This is a genomic window from Ensifer sp. BR816, assembly GCF_000378985.1.
Taxonomy (GTDB): domain Bacteria; phylum Pseudomonadota; class Alphaproteobacteria; order Rhizobiales; family Rhizobiaceae; genus Sinorhizobium.
Map to the genome: position 1 here is coordinate 4030290 of NZ_KB905370.1, position 17189 is coordinate 4047478.

General features: G+C 64.7%; 13 protein-coding genes. 5 read left to right on the forward strand and 8 right to left on the reverse strand.

Annotated elements, in window-relative coordinates:
- Nucleotides 1–358: 358 nt before the first annotated feature.
- Nucleotides 359–3118 (reverse strand): DNA translocase FtsK, encoded by a 2760-nt coding sequence (locus RHIBR816_RS0119375; protein WP_026187202.1) that lies wholly within the window; start codon nt 3116–3118, stop codon nt 359–361.
- A gap of 304 nt (nt 3119–3422) precedes the next feature.
- A complete protein-coding gene (locus RHIBR816_RS0119380) occupies nt 3423–4295 on the reverse strand; it encodes a ferritin-like domain-containing protein (RefSeq protein ID WP_026187203.1) in 873 nt (290 codons plus the stop codon).
- 151 nt (nt 4296–4446) lie between these two features.
- Between RHIBR816_RS0119380 and RHIBR816_RS0119390 the strand changes: the two genes are divergently transcribed.
- The gene (locus RHIBR816_RS0119390) at nt 4447–4851 is read left to right on the forward strand and encodes a DoxX family protein (protein WP_018238247.1); all 405 of its coding nucleotides are present in this window, start codon (nt 4447–4449) and stop codon (nt 4849–4851) included.
- 160 nt (nt 4852–5011) lie between these two features.
- Nucleotides 5012–6166 (forward strand): acyltransferase, encoded by a 1155-nt coding sequence (locus RHIBR816_RS0119395; RefSeq protein WP_018238248.1) that lies wholly within the window; start codon nt 5012–5014, stop codon nt 6164–6166.
- Between the two features lie 273 nt (nt 6167–6439).
- Here RHIBR816_RS0119395 and RHIBR816_RS0119400 read toward each other — a convergent pair whose 3' ends face one another.
- Nucleotides 6440–7438 carry a LacI family DNA-binding transcriptional regulator gene (locus tag RHIBR816_RS0119400; RefSeq protein WP_026187204.1) on the reverse strand — a complete coding sequence of 333 codons (999 nt, stop codon included), beginning with the start codon at nt 7436–7438 and terminating at the stop codon, nt 6440–6442.
- A 123-nt stretch (nt 7439–7561) separates the two neighbouring features.
- Between RHIBR816_RS0119400 and RHIBR816_RS0119405 the strand changes: the two genes are divergently transcribed.
- The 3 genes from RHIBR816_RS0119405 (at nt 7562) to RHIBR816_RS0119415 (ending at nt 10893) form a co-directional block, all read left to right on the forward strand.
- Nucleotides 7562–8476 (forward strand): sugar phosphate isomerase/epimerase, encoded by a 915-nt coding sequence (locus RHIBR816_RS0119405; RefSeq protein WP_018238250.1) that lies wholly within the window; start codon nt 7562–7564, stop codon nt 8474–8476.
- Between the two features lie 30 nt (nt 8477–8506).
- Entirely contained in the window at nt 8507–9430 is a 924-nt protein-coding gene (locus RHIBR816_RS0119410) for a TIM barrel protein (RefSeq protein ID WP_018238251.1), read from the forward strand.
- Nucleotides 9431–9729: 299 nt separating this feature from the next.
- Nucleotides 9730–10893: a Gfo/Idh/MocA family protein gene (locus RHIBR816_RS0119415; protein ID WP_018238252.1), complete on the forward strand. Its 1164-nt coding sequence runs from the start codon at nt 9730–9732 to the stop codon at nt 10891–10893.
- A gap of 234 nt (nt 10894–11127) precedes the next feature.
- On the opposite strand, the gene repB is transcribed toward RHIBR816_RS0119415, so the two are convergent.
- The 5 genes from repB to RHIBR816_RS0119440 form a co-directional block, all read right to left on the reverse strand.
- Nucleotides 11128–12183, reverse strand: a complete 1056-nt coding sequence (gene repB, locus RHIBR816_RS0119420; RefSeq protein ID WP_018238253.1) for a plasmid partitioning protein RepB — start codon at nt 12181–12183, stop codon at nt 11128–11130.
- Nucleotides 12184–12186: 3 nt separating this feature from the next.
- Nucleotides 12187–13467, reverse strand: coding sequence for a plasmid partitioning protein RepA (gene repA, locus RHIBR816_RS0119425; RefSeq protein ID WP_018238254.1), 1281 nt, complete (start codon nt 13465–13467; stop codon nt 12187–12189).
- Between the two features lie 202 nt (nt 13468–13669).
- The gene (locus tag RHIBR816_RS0119430) at nt 13670–14662 is read right to left on the reverse strand and encodes an ABC transporter permease (RefSeq protein ID WP_018238255.1); all 993 of its coding nucleotides are present in this window, start codon (nt 14660–14662) and stop codon (nt 13670–13672) included.
- Nucleotides 14659–15639: an ABC transporter permease gene (locus RHIBR816_RS0119435; protein WP_018238256.1), complete on the reverse strand. Its 981-nt coding sequence runs from the start codon at nt 15637–15639 to the stop codon at nt 14659–14661. Before RHIBR816_RS0119435 ends, RHIBR816_RS0119430 begins: the two co-directional genes overlap by 4 nt.
- Entirely contained in the window at nt 15636–17189 is a 1554-nt protein-coding gene (locus RHIBR816_RS0119440; RefSeq protein ID WP_018238257.1) for a sugar ABC transporter ATP-binding protein, read from the reverse strand. Before RHIBR816_RS0119440 ends, RHIBR816_RS0119435 begins: the two co-directional genes overlap by 4 nt.

The following is a 17189-nucleotide window of genomic DNA, read 5'->3' on the forward strand; positions in this document are numbered from 1 at the left end:
GTGCCAAGTTTATTACCATTTTATTTCAATGACTTGCGTGACATATGCGGCCGTGTTTGCCTGCCAGATCAGCATCTGCGCATATTTTCACCAGGAACTTGTGACATGGCAGCAATGATGCGCGAAGCCAGCCCGGGTGGACGCCACCCCCCTCTGGCCTGCCGGCCATCTCCCCCACAAGGGGGGAGAATATGTGCGGCATGCTCCATGCCACATCAAGAGTTCCGCGTGTGTGAGCCTTTCTGTAAAGTGAGCGGTTACCGCGACTCGTCTCCCCCTTGTGGGGGAGATGGCCGGCAGGCCAGAGGGGGTGGCGGCTGCCCCCGTCACCGACATCTGTTCCCGACTCGAACCCCGCTCAATCCATCTCGGCGTCATCCGCCTTCACCGCGTGATCGCGGTTGCCATGGATGATCTCGCGCTTGCCGACATGGTTGGCCGGACCGACGAGGCCGTCCTTTTCCATCCGTTCGACGAGCGAGGCGGCGCGGTTGTAGCCGATGCCGAGACGGCGCTGGATGTAGGAGGTAGAGCATTTCTTGTCGCGCAGCACCACTTTCACCGCCTGCTCGTAGAGCTCGTTACCGTCTTCCGATGCCATCGCACTCTTGTCGAAAACGGCGCCCTGATCCTCTTCCGGCTCCTCTTCCTCCTCTTCCGCCGTCACCGTCTCCAGATATTCCGGGCGTCCCTGGGTCTTCAGATGCGCGACCACATGCTCGACCTCGAGGTCGGAGACGAAGGGGCCGTGGACGCGGGCGATGCGGCCGCCGCCGGCCATGTGCAGCATGTCGCCCTGGCCGAGGAGCTGTTCGGCGCCCTGCTCGCCGAGAATGGTGCGGCTGTCGATCTTCGACGTCACCTGGAAGGAGATGCGTGTCGGGAAATTCGCCTTGATCGTGCCGGTAATAACGTCGACCGACGGGCGCTGCGTCGCCATGATCAGGTGGATGCCGGCGGCCCGCGCCATCTGCGCGAGGCGCTGGATGGCGCCTTCGATCTCCTTGCCGGCGACCATCATCAGGTCGGCCATCTCGTCGACGATGACGACGATATAGGGCATCGGCGCCAGATCCATCTCCTGCTGCTCGAAGAGCGGCTCGCCGGTGCCCTTCTCGAAGCCGGTCTGCACCGTCGCCAGAATCGGCTCGCCCTTTTCGCGGGCGGCGGCGGCGCGCTGGTTGTAGCCGTCGATGTTGCGGACACCGAGCCGCGACATCTTGCGATAGCGGTCCTCCATCTCGCGCACCGCCCATTTGAGCGCCATCACCGCCTTCTTCGGATCGGTGACGACCGGCGTCAAAAGATGCGGGATGCCGTCATAGACGGAGAGTTCGAGCATCTTCGGGTCGACCATGATCAGCCGGCACTCTTCCGGCTTCAGCCGGTAGAGCAGCGACAGGATCATCGTGTTGATCGCCACCGACTTGCCCGAGCCGGTGGTGCCGGCGACGAGCAGATGCGGCATCTTGGCCAGCTCGGCGATCACCGGCTCGCCGCCGATCGTCTTGCCGAGGCAGAGCGCCAGCTTGCAGCCGGTCCTCTGGAAATCATTGGATTCGATCAACTCGCGGAAATAGACCGTCTCCCGCGTCGCGTTCGGCAGCTCGATGCCGATGACGTTGCGGCCGGGGACCACCGCGACGCGGGCCGAAAGCGCCGACATTGAGCGGGCGATATCGTCGGCAAGACCGATGACGCGCGAGGATTTGACGCCGGGCGCCGGCTCGAATTCGTAAAGCGTCACGACCGGGCCGGGACGCACATGGATGATCTCGCCCTTGACGCCGAAATCCTCGAGCACGCTTTCGAGAAGCCCGGCATTCTGCTCGAGCTGCTCCTGCGTCATGAAGAAGCCCTGGCCCTGCGGCGGCTCCTGCAGCAGTTCCTTGGCCGGAAACTCGTAGGTGTCGCCAGCATGCTGGCGCTCGCTGCCGCCGATCGGCGGGAAGGGTGAAGAGGAACGCTGTACCACGGCCGGCATGGTGATCGCGGCCTTGGTGGCCGGAACCTCGACCACCGGCGTCTTCTCCTCGGCTTTGACGGTCTCGACAGGCTCGGCCAGTGACGGAGTGGCCGCCACGGCCACTTCTTCAGGCTTATCGGCGGCGCTTGGGGCCGGGACGGGAACGGGCGCGGCGACAACTGTCGCCGCTGGGCGGCATTCGACCACCCGGAACATCGAGGTGATCCCGGTTGGCGGCAGCGGCCGGATTTCCACCGGCGCGGCGACAGGCTTCGGTGCCGCCGCAATCTGCTGCGGCGCCTTTGCCGATTCGGCGGCGACCTGCGAGGCAGCCGCCATTTCGAGCGGCATGAATTCAAAGAATGCGTGATCGGAGAGGTACGAGAGACGGGCATTCCCCTCGTTGCCCACACCGATGGCGGCTGAATCGGGTGCGGTTTCGCTGCCGGCCCGGATCACCTCGGCGACGTCCAGCTCCCGGACCGCCGACGCCTGGGTTCCCGCCGTTTCTTCCACCACCGGCGCCGCATCGACCGTCGATTCAGCCGCGCCCGTGTCGCGCGTCTGGGCGGGACGCCAGGAAGGAAGCTGCCGCATCAGCACCCGCAAGAGTTCGGAGGGGCTGTGGGCCGGCGTTTCGGGCTCGAGCGCAGCGGGCGCCGCGTCTACGGATGCCGTTTCGGCGACGATCTCTGCTTCGACAACCTCAGCGGCAATCGCACCGAGCTCTGCCTCGCCCTCTTCGGCCGCCGGCGCGCGGCGCTTCATGAATTCGCGTTCGGGCGTGCGGGTGAAGCGGACATTGGGCGACAGGAAGAAATGGCTCTCCCAGCCGTCCTCGTCCGTTTGACCGGTAATCTCTGCCAGCGTGGGGAGCGGATCGCGGGTAGAGGCGGTCACCTGGGCCGGCGCATAGGCCGAGCCGTGGCCATAGAGCCGCGCCGCGCGCCCGGCATAGGCCATATCGTCGCCCGGATGACCGGCGCTTCGGCGCGGCGCTTCCGGCGCCTCGAACAGGTGGTCCTGCGCCGACGTGCGGGTCGTCTGGGCATGCGAAACGTCCGGTGCTCCCGGATGCGGATGCTCGAAATCATCCGCCTCATCTGCATCATGCAAGGCTGCCGTCGAGAAATTTGTCCGGGGAATACGCATGGCCTGAAACTCGAAATTCATCATCGAAAGGGCTGTCCCTAGCGAATAGGAAATGAAGGTTAATAAGTCCCTTCCAGGGACGCCGCCGGATGGTGTCTCACTGCCCGCATGAGGGCGCTCGGGGCGGTCTTCCCGCTACTTTGTCGAGGATTTCCAGGCCTTCGGCACGGACCCCGCGCCGCAGGAGAAGGCCGTTCAATTTGTGTTTCAGACCGGGAGAATTTCTGCCGTGTGGGGCAAAGCCACCGAGGGCCGGACCAGGCGGGAAAAATGAAACCGCGCCGTGCCGGCCCTGGCAATCCGTTCAGGTGCTTGTGATCGTTCCATTCATGCCGTTCGGGTAGAAGCCACCCTTGGTCGCGCCCTCCTGATCCGTGAGATAGACGATGCGCAGCACTTCCTGCGGCGTCCGTGTGAAGGCGATCGCATCCGGCGTCGAAGGAACGATGTTCGCCTTGCCCTCCAGTTGCAGGCCCTGGTCCTTGTCGTCCGATCCGTCGATCTTGTCGCGGGCATCGGAAACCGCGGCTACTGCTTTCCAGGCTTCTTCGCCCATCCGGTAGAGCGTCGAGCGGGCCATGCCCATGTGGTAGGCTTCGACGGCGAGGATACCCGCGGCGGCGGCGAGAAACTCCTCGTTCTTCAGGACCGTCGCGGCGCCGGCATAGGCGGTCACGCCGACATCCTCGAACAGCATGCCGCCGAGCACGAAGTTCATCTCGTTGCCGAAGGGATCGAAATTCTCCCCGAGCCCCGCCGCCTTCGCGACGGCGGCGAAGCCGGCATCGAAATCGATGGCCGGCCGCGACACGGCATCGGCGCCAAGCGTCTTGCGATAGAACCTGACGTGAGCAAGTTCGTTTTCCGCAACTTCGCTCATGAACTCGCCGATCGCGGGCGTATCGAACGAAACCTGCTTGCCGCCGGTGACGGCGCCAGCATCCGCACCCGCATCGGCATCGTCGATCCCTTTGCCGGTCGTTCCGCGCAGGTAATACTCGGCTTCCATATATTCGAGGTTCAGCGCGAACTGGAAGACATCCTCGTCCATCGGTTCAGCTGGTTCATCCGCCCGCGAAACCCGGGCGAGACCTGCGGTCGAGGCGAGCGTTGCTCCGAGTCCCAGCTGCAACAGGCGGCGGCGCGGAAGAAAAAGTGGGGGTAGTGCACGGATCATGGCTTCCTCCGAAGCCCGCCCGGCGTCAGTTTTTGGCACCCTGTATCAGGCGGGCCAATCAGGGTCCAACAGCATCAAGGGCGAAATGTTCCGGAACTCGAAGTCCTTATCCGTGTAAAATAGCGGCGCCATACCCACGAAAGGAACAGACATGAGCAGCAACGCCGCACTTCAGAGTTCGCTCGCCTTTGTTGGCCGTCTGCTCCTCGCCGTCGTCTTCGTCGTTTCCGGCGTGGAGAAACTGGCCGATCCCTCCGGCACCATCGCCTATATATCGGCGGCCAACATGCCGCTTCCCGCCGTCGCCTATGCCGGCGCCCTCATCGCCGAACTCGGCGGCGGCATCCTCCTCATCCTGGGTTATCAGACGAGGTTGGCAGCATTGGTCCTGGCGACCTTCACGCTCGCCTCTGCGCTCGGCTTTCACCTGGAATTCGACGATCAGAATCAGCTGATCCACTTCATGAAGAACATCGCGATTGCCGGCGGTTTTCTGCAGGTCGCCGCATTCGGCGCCGGTGGATTCAGCCTCGACGCACGGGCCGGTCGCGCCTGACCGTAAGGCCCGCGGCCCGCTTCTCATCGTCGCCTCGGTGCACCGGCGACCTCCCGTCTTTACTTAGTATCGCCTTAGTCCGCCTCTAGGCATGCCCTTGTGCGTCGCAACATAGCGCGCGGCAGTAACCTTTAGTTGCAAACAAGGACGAAGTGTACTGATGGCCGACTATGACCCCCGCAACACCCGAATCGATTGCCTGGATGGACTCCGGGGGCTGGCGTCTCTCTGGGTGATGATCGGCCATGCACTGCTGCTGACGGGCTGGCGCCTGCCGGTTCTGTCGGAGCCCGATCTCGGTGTCGATCTCTTCATCATGCTTTCCGGCTTCCTGATGGTATTTCACTATCAGTTGCGAGCCGCAAAGGAGCCGTGGGAACTGACCTCGACCTGGGCGAGATTCTGGATCCGACGCTTCCTGAGGATTGCGCCGCTTTACTACCTTCTTCTGGCCGTGGCTTTTGCGCTCGGGTCCTGGCTGTTCGAATCGAGAATGATCATCGACGGCTTCCTAGACAAGGCGCCGCAGTCGCCGGCGCGCTACCTCGACAACGGCCTCACGAACGGGCTGATGCATTTGAGCTTTCTGTTCGGCCTCTCCCCGGATTATGCCTACCGGACTCCGCTGCCCGACTGGAGCATCGGCCTCGAAATGCAGTTCTACGCCGCCTTCCCCTTCGTCATGCTTCTGTTGAAGAGATGCGGCTGGCTGAGGGGCGCGCTCTTCACCTCCGCTATCGCCGCCGCAATCGCCTCGACGGCCGGTCTGGTGGGGGTACACTTCCCGATGCCCGCCTTCCTGCCGTTGAAGATGCATGTCTTCCTGTGTGGAATGCTGCTGGCGCTCGGCCTTGACGCGGAGAGGTCCAGGGCTTTCCTCTATGGCGGTGCGGCCCTGGCGCTCGTGCTGCTGCCGATCGGCGGCGACATGACGGCGACGAAAATGCTGATGCGGGTCGCGCTTGTCGGAGTGTTTTTCGCCCTGCTCCATCACCGCCTGGCCGGCGAGGCGTTGGGCAAGAGGCTTCGCGCCGTGTCGTCGTCGCTCGGAAACAGGTTCTTCCACTGGCTGGGGGAGCTGTCATTCGGGGCCTATCTCTGGCACCTGATCTTCCTGCAGCCGATTGCCGCCTATTTCATCAGTACTTTCGGCCACACGATGACAGCGCCTGCCCGCTTCGCTGCGGTTACCGTCCTTCTGGTGCCGCTGGTCTACATCGCTGCCTGCGGGACTTTTCTTGCCGTCGAGAGACCCGGGCAGCAACTCGCCAGGCGCTTGATCGGCAGGCGAAAACCTCGCGCGCTCGAGGCATGAGGAGGTTCGCGGACCGATCTCCGATCAGGTTGCAGTGGCGAATACCGGAAAAGCAGCGCGAATACCCCCTCTGCCCTGCCGGGCATCTCCCCCACAAGTGGGGAGATCGGCAAGGCGTGGGCTCCGTGCCCATCTTCCCCATACGTTAGGCTCGGATCAAATGCTTTGCCCATTTTGCGGCGTTGGCCAACTGGCGAAGGCGTCGATGCTGGCCAATCTCCCTCCTTGTGGGGGAGATGCCCGGCAGGGCAGAGGGGGTGCCTCCGCAAGCCGTCAGACGTTCTCCGGCGTGATCGTCAGAAACCGCACCGGCTCCGGGCTCACCTCGACGTCGATCAGGCCAAGCGACCGCAATGTCAGGTCGATCGCGCGGCGCGCCTGGATCTCCGGCGCCTGGTCGAGGACGATCGACATGACGCCCCCGCGCAGAGCGCGGCGCGACTGGTCGGAGAGCTCGTGACCTACCCAGAAGATGCGGCGCGACGCATGCTCCTTCAGCACCGCGGCGACGGACCGGTTGTCGCCGCCGGCGGTGTAGAGACCGATGATATCGGCATCGTCGCACAGTGCCGCGCGCAGAAGCTCCATCGAGTTGAGGTCGTCGTCGTAGTCGAACATCACCTGCCGGAAGAGGTGGTCGCCAGGGTGGTTGGCGAGATAGGCGGAGAAGCCGCGGATGCGTTCCTTGTGGTTCTCGTAGGCACCGCTGTGGCAGAGCGCCACGAAGGACCCTGACCGTCCGGCAAGCATCCTCGACATGTAATAGGCGGCCGTCCGCCCCGCCGCATAATTGTCGATGCCGACATAGGGAAGTTCCGGCGCCGGTCGTGTCATGATCTGCACCACCGGCGTGCCGTGACGCGCGGCCGTCCGCAGGCTTTTCACCACATTCGGATGGTCGGGGGCGACGACGATGAGTGCCGAACGGCGGACCGCCGGATTGGCGACGCGGTGGGCGAATTCGACCGGGTCGTTCTCGCGCGCGAAGGTGCGGTGAACGGTGATGCTCTTGTCGAGCAGGGCGGCGATCCGCTCGAAGGCCTGGTTCATGCGCGAGTAGAAGCTCGTCTCGGGCCGTACCAGGATGACCTCGATCCGGATCAGCCCGCGATGCGCCTCCGGCAGCCGATGCCGGTAGTCGAGCTTTCGGACCGCGAGGAACACCCGCTCGACCGTTTCCGCCCTGACGCCGCCGCGGCCGTTGACGACGCGCTCGACGGTCGCGGTGCCGACACACGCCTCCCGGGCCACATCCTTCAAGGTCACTTTCACCAATGCGCTTGCTCCCTGGAAATTCCCTCCGGTTCAGCATCCAGGAATGATCAAATTTGATCAAGTAAGATTTAGCGGGCAGCGGTGATGCTCGGTATCCTTCGCGCATCAGGAGGAGCACCCATGAAGATCGCACTCGACCCCTACATGCATCGCCATCTCGGTCTCAATGATCTGTGCCGCAAGGCGGCAGACCTCGGCTATGACCATATCGAGCTGTCGCCGCGCGAGGATTTCCTCCCCTGGTGGGTGCGGCCGCGCGCCCACAGGGAACGGATCGCCGAATTCAAGGCGGCGCTGAAGGATCACGGCGTCAAGCTCGCCTCGATCCTGCCGATGTATCGCTGGGCGAGCCCGCATGAGGACGAACGCCAGGCGGCGGTGCGCTACTGGAAGGAAGCGATCGAGGTCGCGGTCGAGATGGGCTGCGACACGATGAACTCCGAATTCGGCCGCGGCCCCTCGCCCGACCGCAGCCATCGCGCCAATTGCTGCGGCGGCATGCACACGCACGAGCACAGCGAAGCCGCCTGGTGGCGGTCGATGGAGGAGCTCGTGCCGGTCTTCGAGAAGGAAGGCGTGACGCTCAACATGGAGCCGCATCCGGAAGACTGGTGCGAGACCTTGCATCCGGCGATCGACATGCTGAAGACGATCGGCTCGAAGAACGTCAAGTTCCTCTACTGCGCCCCGCATACCTTCTATTTCGGCGACGACATGGCGAAGATGATCCGCGATGCCGGGCCGCTGATCGCCCATGTCCATGTCGCCGACACCTATAACCACAAGGCATCCTCGGGGCTTCGCTACATCATCAACCCGCCGGGCGCCCAGGTGACGATCCACCAGCACATGGACATGTACCAGGGCGAGATCAACTGGGACGTCTTCTTCTCCTCGCTCGCCGCCGTCGGTTTCGACGGCATCGTCACCGCCTGCGTCTTCGGCTGGGAGGACCGCGCCGACGAATCCGGCCGCTTCATGCGTGCGGAGATCCAGAAATACGTCGACAAATACTGGCCGGGCAAGACTGCGTAAGTCATTTCTTACCCAACAAGGACAAGATTCGTGACCATCACCATCACGACCGCCCCCTGCTGCTGGGGCGTGGACGACGTCGAGAACCCGAACCTGCCCGCCTGGGAACGCGTCCTCGACGAGGCGGCCGCCGCCGGTTATGGCGGTCTCGAACTCGGCCCCTACGGCTATGTGCCGCTCGACTCCGAACGGGTCGCCAAGGCGCTCGCCGACCGCAACCTCTTCATCGTCGCCGGGACGATCTTCGACGATCTTGTCTCGCCCGAAAACCGCGAGAATCTGTTGCGCCAGACCGACGAGATCTGCGCCGTCATCACCCGGCTGCCGCAGCCCGAACAGCTCCCCGGCCAGCGTTTCAGGACGCCATACCTGACAGTGATGGACTGGGGGCATGACGAACGCGATTTTGCCGCCGGCCATTCCGACCGGGCGCCGCGGCTCTCGGATGAGGCCTGGACCGGCATGGTCGTCAACATCGAGGCGATCGCCGAGCTTGCGAGGAGCAAATACGGCGTGCGCGCCGTCATCCATCCGCATGCCGGCGGCTATATCGAATTCGCCGACGAGATCGAGCGGATTGCCTGCGATGTGCCGGCGGAACTCGCCGGCTTCTGCATCGACACCGGCCACAGCTATTACGCCGGCATGGATCCGGTCGAGACGCTGAAGCGCTACGCCGACCGGCTTGATTACGTCCACTTCAAGGACATCGACGAGACGGTCTTCCGCCGCGTGCTCGGCGAAAAAATCCGCTTTTTCGAGGCCTGCGCCCAAGGGGTGATGTGCCCGATCGGCCGCGGCGTCATCGACTATCGGGCGGTAAGGCGCGCGCTCGAGGAGATCGATTATCACGGCTTCATCACGGTCGAGCAGGAACGCGACCCGTTGAGCGTCGCCGGCAGCCTCGCGGATGTGAAGGAAAGCCGCGACTATCTGCGATCTGTCGGATTTTAGAGGCGATTGAGGTCTGGGGTCTGGGGTTCACCCCGCTCTGCCCTGCCGGGCATCTCCCCCACAAAGGGGGAGATTGGCAAGCATCGATACCTTCGCCGGTTGGCCGACGCCGCAGCTTGGGCGACCTATTTTGCGGTGCCGTCTCCCTCCCGCACCGAGATGAACGCTGTCGAAAAGATGGATTGGGGAGCCCGCGTCCTGCCGATCTCCCTCCTTGTGGGGGAGATGCCCGGCAGGGCAGAGGGGGGTGCCCCGGCCACCAGCGGAAATGTAACGCCAAACACCTGAGGAACAGAACAATGTCACAGAAAAACAAAAACCCGATCCGCTGGGGCATGGTCGGCGGCGGGCGCGGCAGCCAGATCGGCTATATCCATCGCTCGGCCGCACTCCGCGACGACACCTTCGAACTCGTCGCCGGCGCCTTCGACATCGACTCGGAGCGCGGCCGCGCCTTCGGAGCGGATCTCGGGCTCGACGAGGCCCGGAGCTATCCGGACTACCAAACGCTGTTCGTCGACGAGGCGAAGCGCGCCGACGGCATCGAAGCGGTCTCGATCGCGACGCCGAACAACACCCATTTCTCGATCTGCAGGGCGGCGCTGGAATACGGCCTGCATGTCGTCTGCGAAAAGCCGCTCTGCTTCACGGTCGCGGAAGCGAAGGAGCTCAAGACGCTCGCCGAAGCGCGCGGCCTCGTCGTCGGCGTCACCTATGGCTATGCCGGTCACCAGATGATCGAGCAGGCCCGCGCCATGGTGAAGAACGGCGACCTCGGCGAAATCCGGATCGTCAACCTGCAATTCGCCCATGGCTTCCACAGCGCCCCCGTCGAGGAGCAGAACCCGTCGACACGCTGGCGCGTCGACCCGAAATTCGCCGGCCCGAGCTATGTTCTCGGCGATGTCGGCACCCACCCGCTCTATATTTCCGAGGTCATCCTGCCGCAGCTGAAGATCAAGCGGCTGATGTGCGTGCGCCAGAGTTTTATCAAAAGCCGCGCACCGCTCGAGGACAATGCGGTGACCCTGATGGAATACGACAACGGCGCCATCGCCAACGTCTGGTCGAGCGCCGTCAATGCCGGCTCGATGCACGGCCAGAAGGTTCGGATCGTCGGTTCGAAGGCGAGCATCGAATGGTGGGACGAGCGGCCGAACCAGCTGTCCTACGAGATCCAGGGCGAGCCGGTCCGCATCCTCGAACGCGGCATGGACTATCTCTACCCGCAAGCCCGGCTAGACGACCGCATCGGCGGCGGCCATCCGGAAGGCCTGTTCGAGGCCTGGGCCAACCTCTACCGCCGCTTCGCCCTCGCGATCAATGGCAACCGCGGGCTTGCGCCGGAGGGAATTGGGGATCTGGTTTTCCCCGGCGTTGACGCCGGGCTCGAAGGTGTCCGCTGGGTGGAGAATTGCGTGCGCTCGGCCGATGCGGGTGGGATTTGGGTGGATTATGAGTAGAGAGTTACGGCTTTCCGTCCCTCCGCTCGATTCCTTCCTATCGGTCCGTTCAAAACACCCCTCCCCAACCCCTCCCCACAAGGGGGAGGGGCTTACCGTGCCGCACCGCTCGGTCCTGATTCACTGTCGACACCTGTGCGAACGCTGAGTGGGGCGCGGCGGTGCCGCTGCGAACCCCTCCCCCTTGTGGGGAGGGGTTGGGAAGGGGTCTTGCGGCCGCAGGCCGCAAGAAAGCTAAGACTTCTGATTCTTCACAAATGTCGCATGCCATTTCGCCAGCATCGACACCGCCTCCTTGAGGAAAGCCGGGTGGGTGCCGGGAAGAAACTCGATCTTTGGCGCTTTCCCGTCGAGCCTTAGCCGCGCGAAGACCCGGCCGGCCTCGTCCTTCAGTTCCTCCGGCTTTTCCGGCTCCGGCTTTTCGCCCTCAGACAGGCGGTTGAAGACGAGCTGGAAGCGCTGGTCCGTATCGGCCGAACGGAAGCCCGGCGCACCTATCTCCGCTTCCGCCACTTCCCTCGCCTCGTCCCGTTCCAGCAAGGTGCCGATCGCCATCCAGCGCTCGCGGCCGGCCTTCGGCGCCGGGCCGATGGCGCGGGCGAGTTCGTGCGGCACGCTGTCGGCCACCTGCAGCAGGCGGGACAATTCGCTCTTCTGCACGGCGAGCGCGTCGCCGATCACCTTGCGGTCGAAGCCGCGGGCGGCAAGTGCGGCGGCGAAAAGCGCCCGCTCGATGAACGAGAGGTTGCGCCGTTCCGCATTTTCCTTGCCCTGCGCCAGCACCAGCTCGTCATCCGTCAGCGGCCGGACGATCGCCTTCACCTGCAGTTCGAGCCGGCGCACGGCCTTCAAGCGGCGATGGCCGTAGGCGGTCTGGTAGCACCCCGGCTTTTCCGGATGCGGGCGCACGAGGATCGGCGATTGCTGGCCGTTCTCGCGGATGCTTTCGACGAGCGCGAGGAAATCCGGATCGTCGACCTCGCCGTCGGTCAGCCGGTCCTCGATGAAGGAGGCCTCGACGAGCGCCGGATCGAGCGAAACGACGCGCTCGCCCTGGGTCAAAGCTTCGCGGAGCACGCGGGCCTCTTCCGCCTCGCGGGTAATGCTGCCGAGAGAAAGGCCCATGGCCTTGACGGCGCCGGACGCGGCGCGCGGGGCAGCGGGCTGGGTGTTGACAGGTGTCAACTCACCGGGGTTCGCGACCGGCTGTTCGGCCGCCTGCGGCGTGGCGGCGGGCGCACCGCCCATGAACAGCGCCCGCAATTCGTTCTTCCGGTTGTTGCCAGCCATGATTTAGCGCCCCCAAGCCGCGTGGATGAGAGCCTCGATCTCGCCATTGACGGCGTTGAGCGACTCGATCGCCCTGTCATAGGTGGCGCGGGTGAAGTTCTCGCGGCCGACCTCGTACAGCGTCTGCTTGGTCAGGCCCGCATCCGAGATCGCCGTCGATTTCACCATGGCCGAAGTCAGCACCCGGTCGCCGAAGAGAGAGCGCATGAAGCCGACGATCTGTGCCTGCGGCCCGTCATTCGGCTCGAAGCGGGTGACGAGATAGCGAAGGAAATCGAAATTGAGCTCGCCGCCGGCCTCGCGCACGACGCTGAGCAGGTCCGAGGTCATGTAGAGGAACTGGTTCATCGAGGCGACGTCGAGCATCTGCGGATGCACGGTGACGATGACCGAGGTCGAGGCGCAGAGCGCCGACAGCGTCAGGTAGCCGAGCTGCGGCGGGCAGTCGATGACGACGACGTCGTAGTCGTCGGCCACACTTGCAAGCGCCGCCTGCACCCGGGCAAAGAACAGCGGCCCGGCATCGGTGCCGTTCTGCCGCGCGCTCAGTGCCTGCGGCGTCGTGTGCTCGAATTCCTGCAGTTCGAGGTTGCCCGGCACCAGGTCGAGCCCGTCGAAATAGGTCTTGCGGATGATCTCTTTCAGCGGCCGCGCCTCGGCGTCGTAGCGGATTGCCCCATAGAGCGTGTCGTTGCCGGTGAGGTCGAGCTCCGGCTGGTAGCCGAACAGCGCCGAGAGCGAGGCCTGCGGGTCGAGATCGACCGCCAGCACCCTATGGCCGGTGAGCGCCAGATATTGCGCCAGATGGACCGACGAGGTCGTCTTGCCGGAGCCGCCCTTGAAATTGGTGACGGAGATCACCTGCAGATGCTCGCCGCGGACGCCGTCGCGCCAGTTCACATAGCCGCGCGCCTTGGCGGCATTGCCCTTGGCGAGCGCCTGTTCGGCGAGATGGCGGCGCAGCGCATTGATGTCGGCAAGCGAATAGGAGCGACGCCCGCCGATGCCGGTATCGGGCTGCGGCCCCTCGCCGGCGAGCGACAATTGCCGGAGATAGCCGTCGGAGACGCCGATCAGCTTGGCGGCCTCGCCGGAGGTGAAGCTCCGGAGCGTCTTCATCGCGGTGGGCGCGAACAGCCGGTCGCGCATCGCCTTCAACTGCTCGGAAAGCGCCCGCGCATCGGCCGCGATCGCCTCGTCGGCAGACCTGCGAGACCCGGCACCGGTAATCGTCGCCTTGTCGATTGCGCTTGCGGCGTCCACCGCCGTTCCCGTCATGTCCATCGTCGAAATCCCCTCGTGCATTGCGCGATCCCGCGTCCGACGAAAAAATGGCAACAGCCATCCCTTCGCCGGCCGCACAGATGCGCCCGCCGCATTCCCTAACAGAGCAATCACCGAACTACGCTGAAATACGGAATATGCGATCCAATCCGTTACAGGAATGATTCATCCACTGATTCGCGTCAAGCCATTTCTCCCGCCGTCAGCGGCTTGGAGGGGCGCGGCCGTAGAGCAGCAGCATCACGATGATGACGACGCCGTAGACGATCTGCCGGCCGGCCTCGGGCATCTGCATGACCGAGAGGATGGATTGCAGGAGCGTGATCAGGATGACCCCGGCGACCGTACCGAAATAGGAGCCGCGGCCACCGAGGATGGACGTGCCGCCGAGCACGACCGCGGCAATCGAAGGCAGGAGATAGGGATCGCCCATCGCCTGCGCCGCCTTCGAGGCATAGCCCGCAAGCAGCACGCCGCCGAAGGCGCTGAGGCCGCCGGAAACGACGAAGGCGATCATCACCACGCGCCGCGTGCCGACGCCGGAGAGGAAGGCGGCGCGCTCGCTGTTGCCGATGCCGTAGACGGCGCGGCCGAAGGCGGTACGGGTGAAAAGGAACACCATCGCCGCGCTCACGCCGGACCAGACGAGAATGGCATTGGGGACGCCCGGCAGGAGCGCCCCTGTCGCGAGCCAACGGATGGCGTTCGGCGCCGAATCCTGCGGCGAGAAGCCGCCGGTATAGACGACCATCAGCCCCTGCGCCACGACGTTGGAGGCGAGCGTCACGATCATCGAAGGAATGCGCAGATAGGCGACGCCAAGGCCGTTCAGGAGGCCGAAGGCCATGCCGGAGAGCACGCCGACCGGAATGGCGACAGCGGCGCCGATCTCGCCGAAGCCGGCCGCGGCGCAGGCCATCATGGCGCCCATCGTCATCACCCAGGGCACCGACAGGTCGATGTGGCCGAGAAGGATGACGACCATCATCCCGGCCGCCACCACGCCGAGGAAGGACGCGACCTTGAGCTGCTGCAGCAGATAGTCGGGAGACAGGAAATTGCTGGAATAGAGGCTGCCGAGAAGGAGCAGGAGAAAAATGCAGCCGAAGGCGGTGAGCACGGCCGGATCGGCGCGGCGAAGAAAGACGGGCAAGCGCGCCTTGATGGACAAGCGGCTTTCGGAGGTCTCGCTCATTGGAACCAGTCCAGACGGTTCCGCACACGCAGCAGCGCCAGCGAACCGATGCTGACCGCGATCATCAGGACGATGCCCTGGAGAAGCGGCTGCCACAACGGATCGACATCGAAGGCAAACAGCATGTCGCCGGTGGTCCGGGCCGCAAACGCCCCGAAGATCGCACCGACGGCGCTGCCGCGGCCGCCATAGAGCGACACGCCGCCGAGCACGACCGCGGCGATCGACCAGAGCGTATAGGCGCTGCCGCTCGCATAGGCCGCCTCCCCGGTATAGGTGAAGAAGGTCAGGAACAGGCCGCCCATTCCGGCGAGCAGCCCACCGAGCAGATAGGCGGCGAACTTGCCGCGCCGGATCGGCACGCCGGACATGAAGGCGGCCGGCTCGGAAGAGCCCGCCGCATAGGCGGCTCTGCCGGCGACAGATCGCTTGAACGGCAGCCAGACGAGAAGGACGACGGCCGCGAGCGCGACGAGGCTCGACGGAACGACGCCGAAGAGCCGGCCGGTGAGCGCGTCGGCGAGATCCTCGTTGACGGAACCGCCGGGGAAGGGCCGGAGCAACAGCGCCAGGCCGAAATAGACGGCACCCGTCGCGATGGTTGCGACGATCGGCTGCAGGCGTCCGTAGATCACCAGCATGCCGTTGATGGCGCCACAGAGCGTTCCCGTCGCCAGCACCGCCGCCACGCCGAGGCTCGTCGGCATGACGCCGCCGACGACGATCCAGGAGGCAAGGCAGTTGGTGAGCACGAGGATCATGCCGACCGACAGGTCGATCCCGGCGGTGATCACCACCAGCGCCTGGGCCATTGCGACGAAGGCGAGCAGCACGCCCTTGTTGGCGGCCGTGTGAACGACATTCGCCGTGAACCCGGCCGGGTGATTGGCGACATAGACGGTGAACATCACGAGAAAGATCACAAGACCCGTCAGTGTGCCGCGCTGTTCGTTCAGCCAATAGCGCCATTCGCTCATGCGACTGTTCCCTCCTGCGCTGCCTCGACGTTGAGCGCGCTGGCGATCAGCGCCCGTTCGGTGATCCCGTCGCCTTCGAGTTCGCGCACGACGCGGCCGTCATAAAGAACCAGGACACGGTCGCAGCAGCCGATCAGCTCGTCATAGTCGGTCGAATAAAAGACGATCGCCGCGCCTGCCTCGGCCAGCCGCCGAAGCAGGCGATAGAGCTCCTGCTTGGTGCCGACGTCGATACCGCGTGTCGGGTCGTTGAGCAGGATGATCCGGGGTTCACGCATCAGCCATTTGGCGATGACGACCTTCTGCTGGTTGCCGCCGGAAAGCGCGCCGACGGGTACGTCGAGGCCGGCGGTCTTGATCTCCAGCAGCCGCACCATGTCGTCGATCAGTTGCTCCTCCTTCCCCCGGTCGATGACACCGCCGCGGGCAATGCGGTCGAGGGCCGCAAAGGACAGGTTCTCGCGCACCGTCATCGGCAGCATCAGCCCCTCCGTCTTGCGGTCCTCGGGGATCAGCGCCATGGAACGCGGTGGTCTGCGCGCCTCCGCCGGGCTGCGGATCGCGGCCGGCTGACCGTCGATGAGCACCGAGCCGCTCGTTCCCCGCAACACGCCGAAGAGGGCGAGCAGCAGCAATCGCTGGCCTTGGCCCTCGAGCCCGCCCAAGCCGACGACCTCGCCCTCGCCGACCGAGAATGATATGTCGCGCAGCCGATCGCTCCAGCCAAGATTGCGGCATTCGAGCACCGGCGCCTTTCCCGGCTCGGCCGAGTGCTGCTGCCGCGGCGGGAAGACGTTGCTGTATTCGCGCCCGATCATCATTTCCACGACTTCGCCATTGGTCCGGGTGCCGGCGCAGAAGCTCGCGACATTGCGGCCGTTGCGGAAGACCGTGCAGGTGTCGGCGAGCTCTGCGATCTCATGCATGCGATGCGAGATGTAGAGCAGCGCCAGGCCTTCGGACCGCAGGCCCTTTAATACGGCAAATACCTTGGCGACATCGCCAGCCGTCAGCGCCGAGGTCGCTTCGTCGAGGATCAGGATACGCGGCCGCGAGGCCAGCGCCTTGGCGATCTCGACCATCTGCCGGCGCGACAAGGGCAGGTCCTTCACCGCGGCGCGCGGATGTATGTCCTCGGCGCCGGCGCGCGCAAGCGCCTCCTCCGCGATCGCGCGCTGGGCCCGCCGATCGATCAGGCCGAAGCGGCATGGTGGATTGGAGATGGCGATATTGTCGGCGACGCTTAAGTCCGGGATCAGCGACAGTTCCTGAAAGACGCAGGCAATACCTGCGGCAGAGGCTGCCGCCGGCGAACGGAAGACCGCTTCCTGGCCGTCGAGCAGCATGCGGCCCTCGTCCGGCGCCACAACGCCTGCCATAATCTTGATCAGCGTCGACTTGCCTGCGCCGTTCTCGCCCAGGATCGCGTGGATGTGGCCCGCTTCCACGTCGAGATGGGCATTTTCCAGGGCGCGAACGCCGCCATAACGCTTCGACACGCCCTCCATCCGAAAGAGCGGGGACGTCGCCTGTATCTCTGCCGTCGTCAT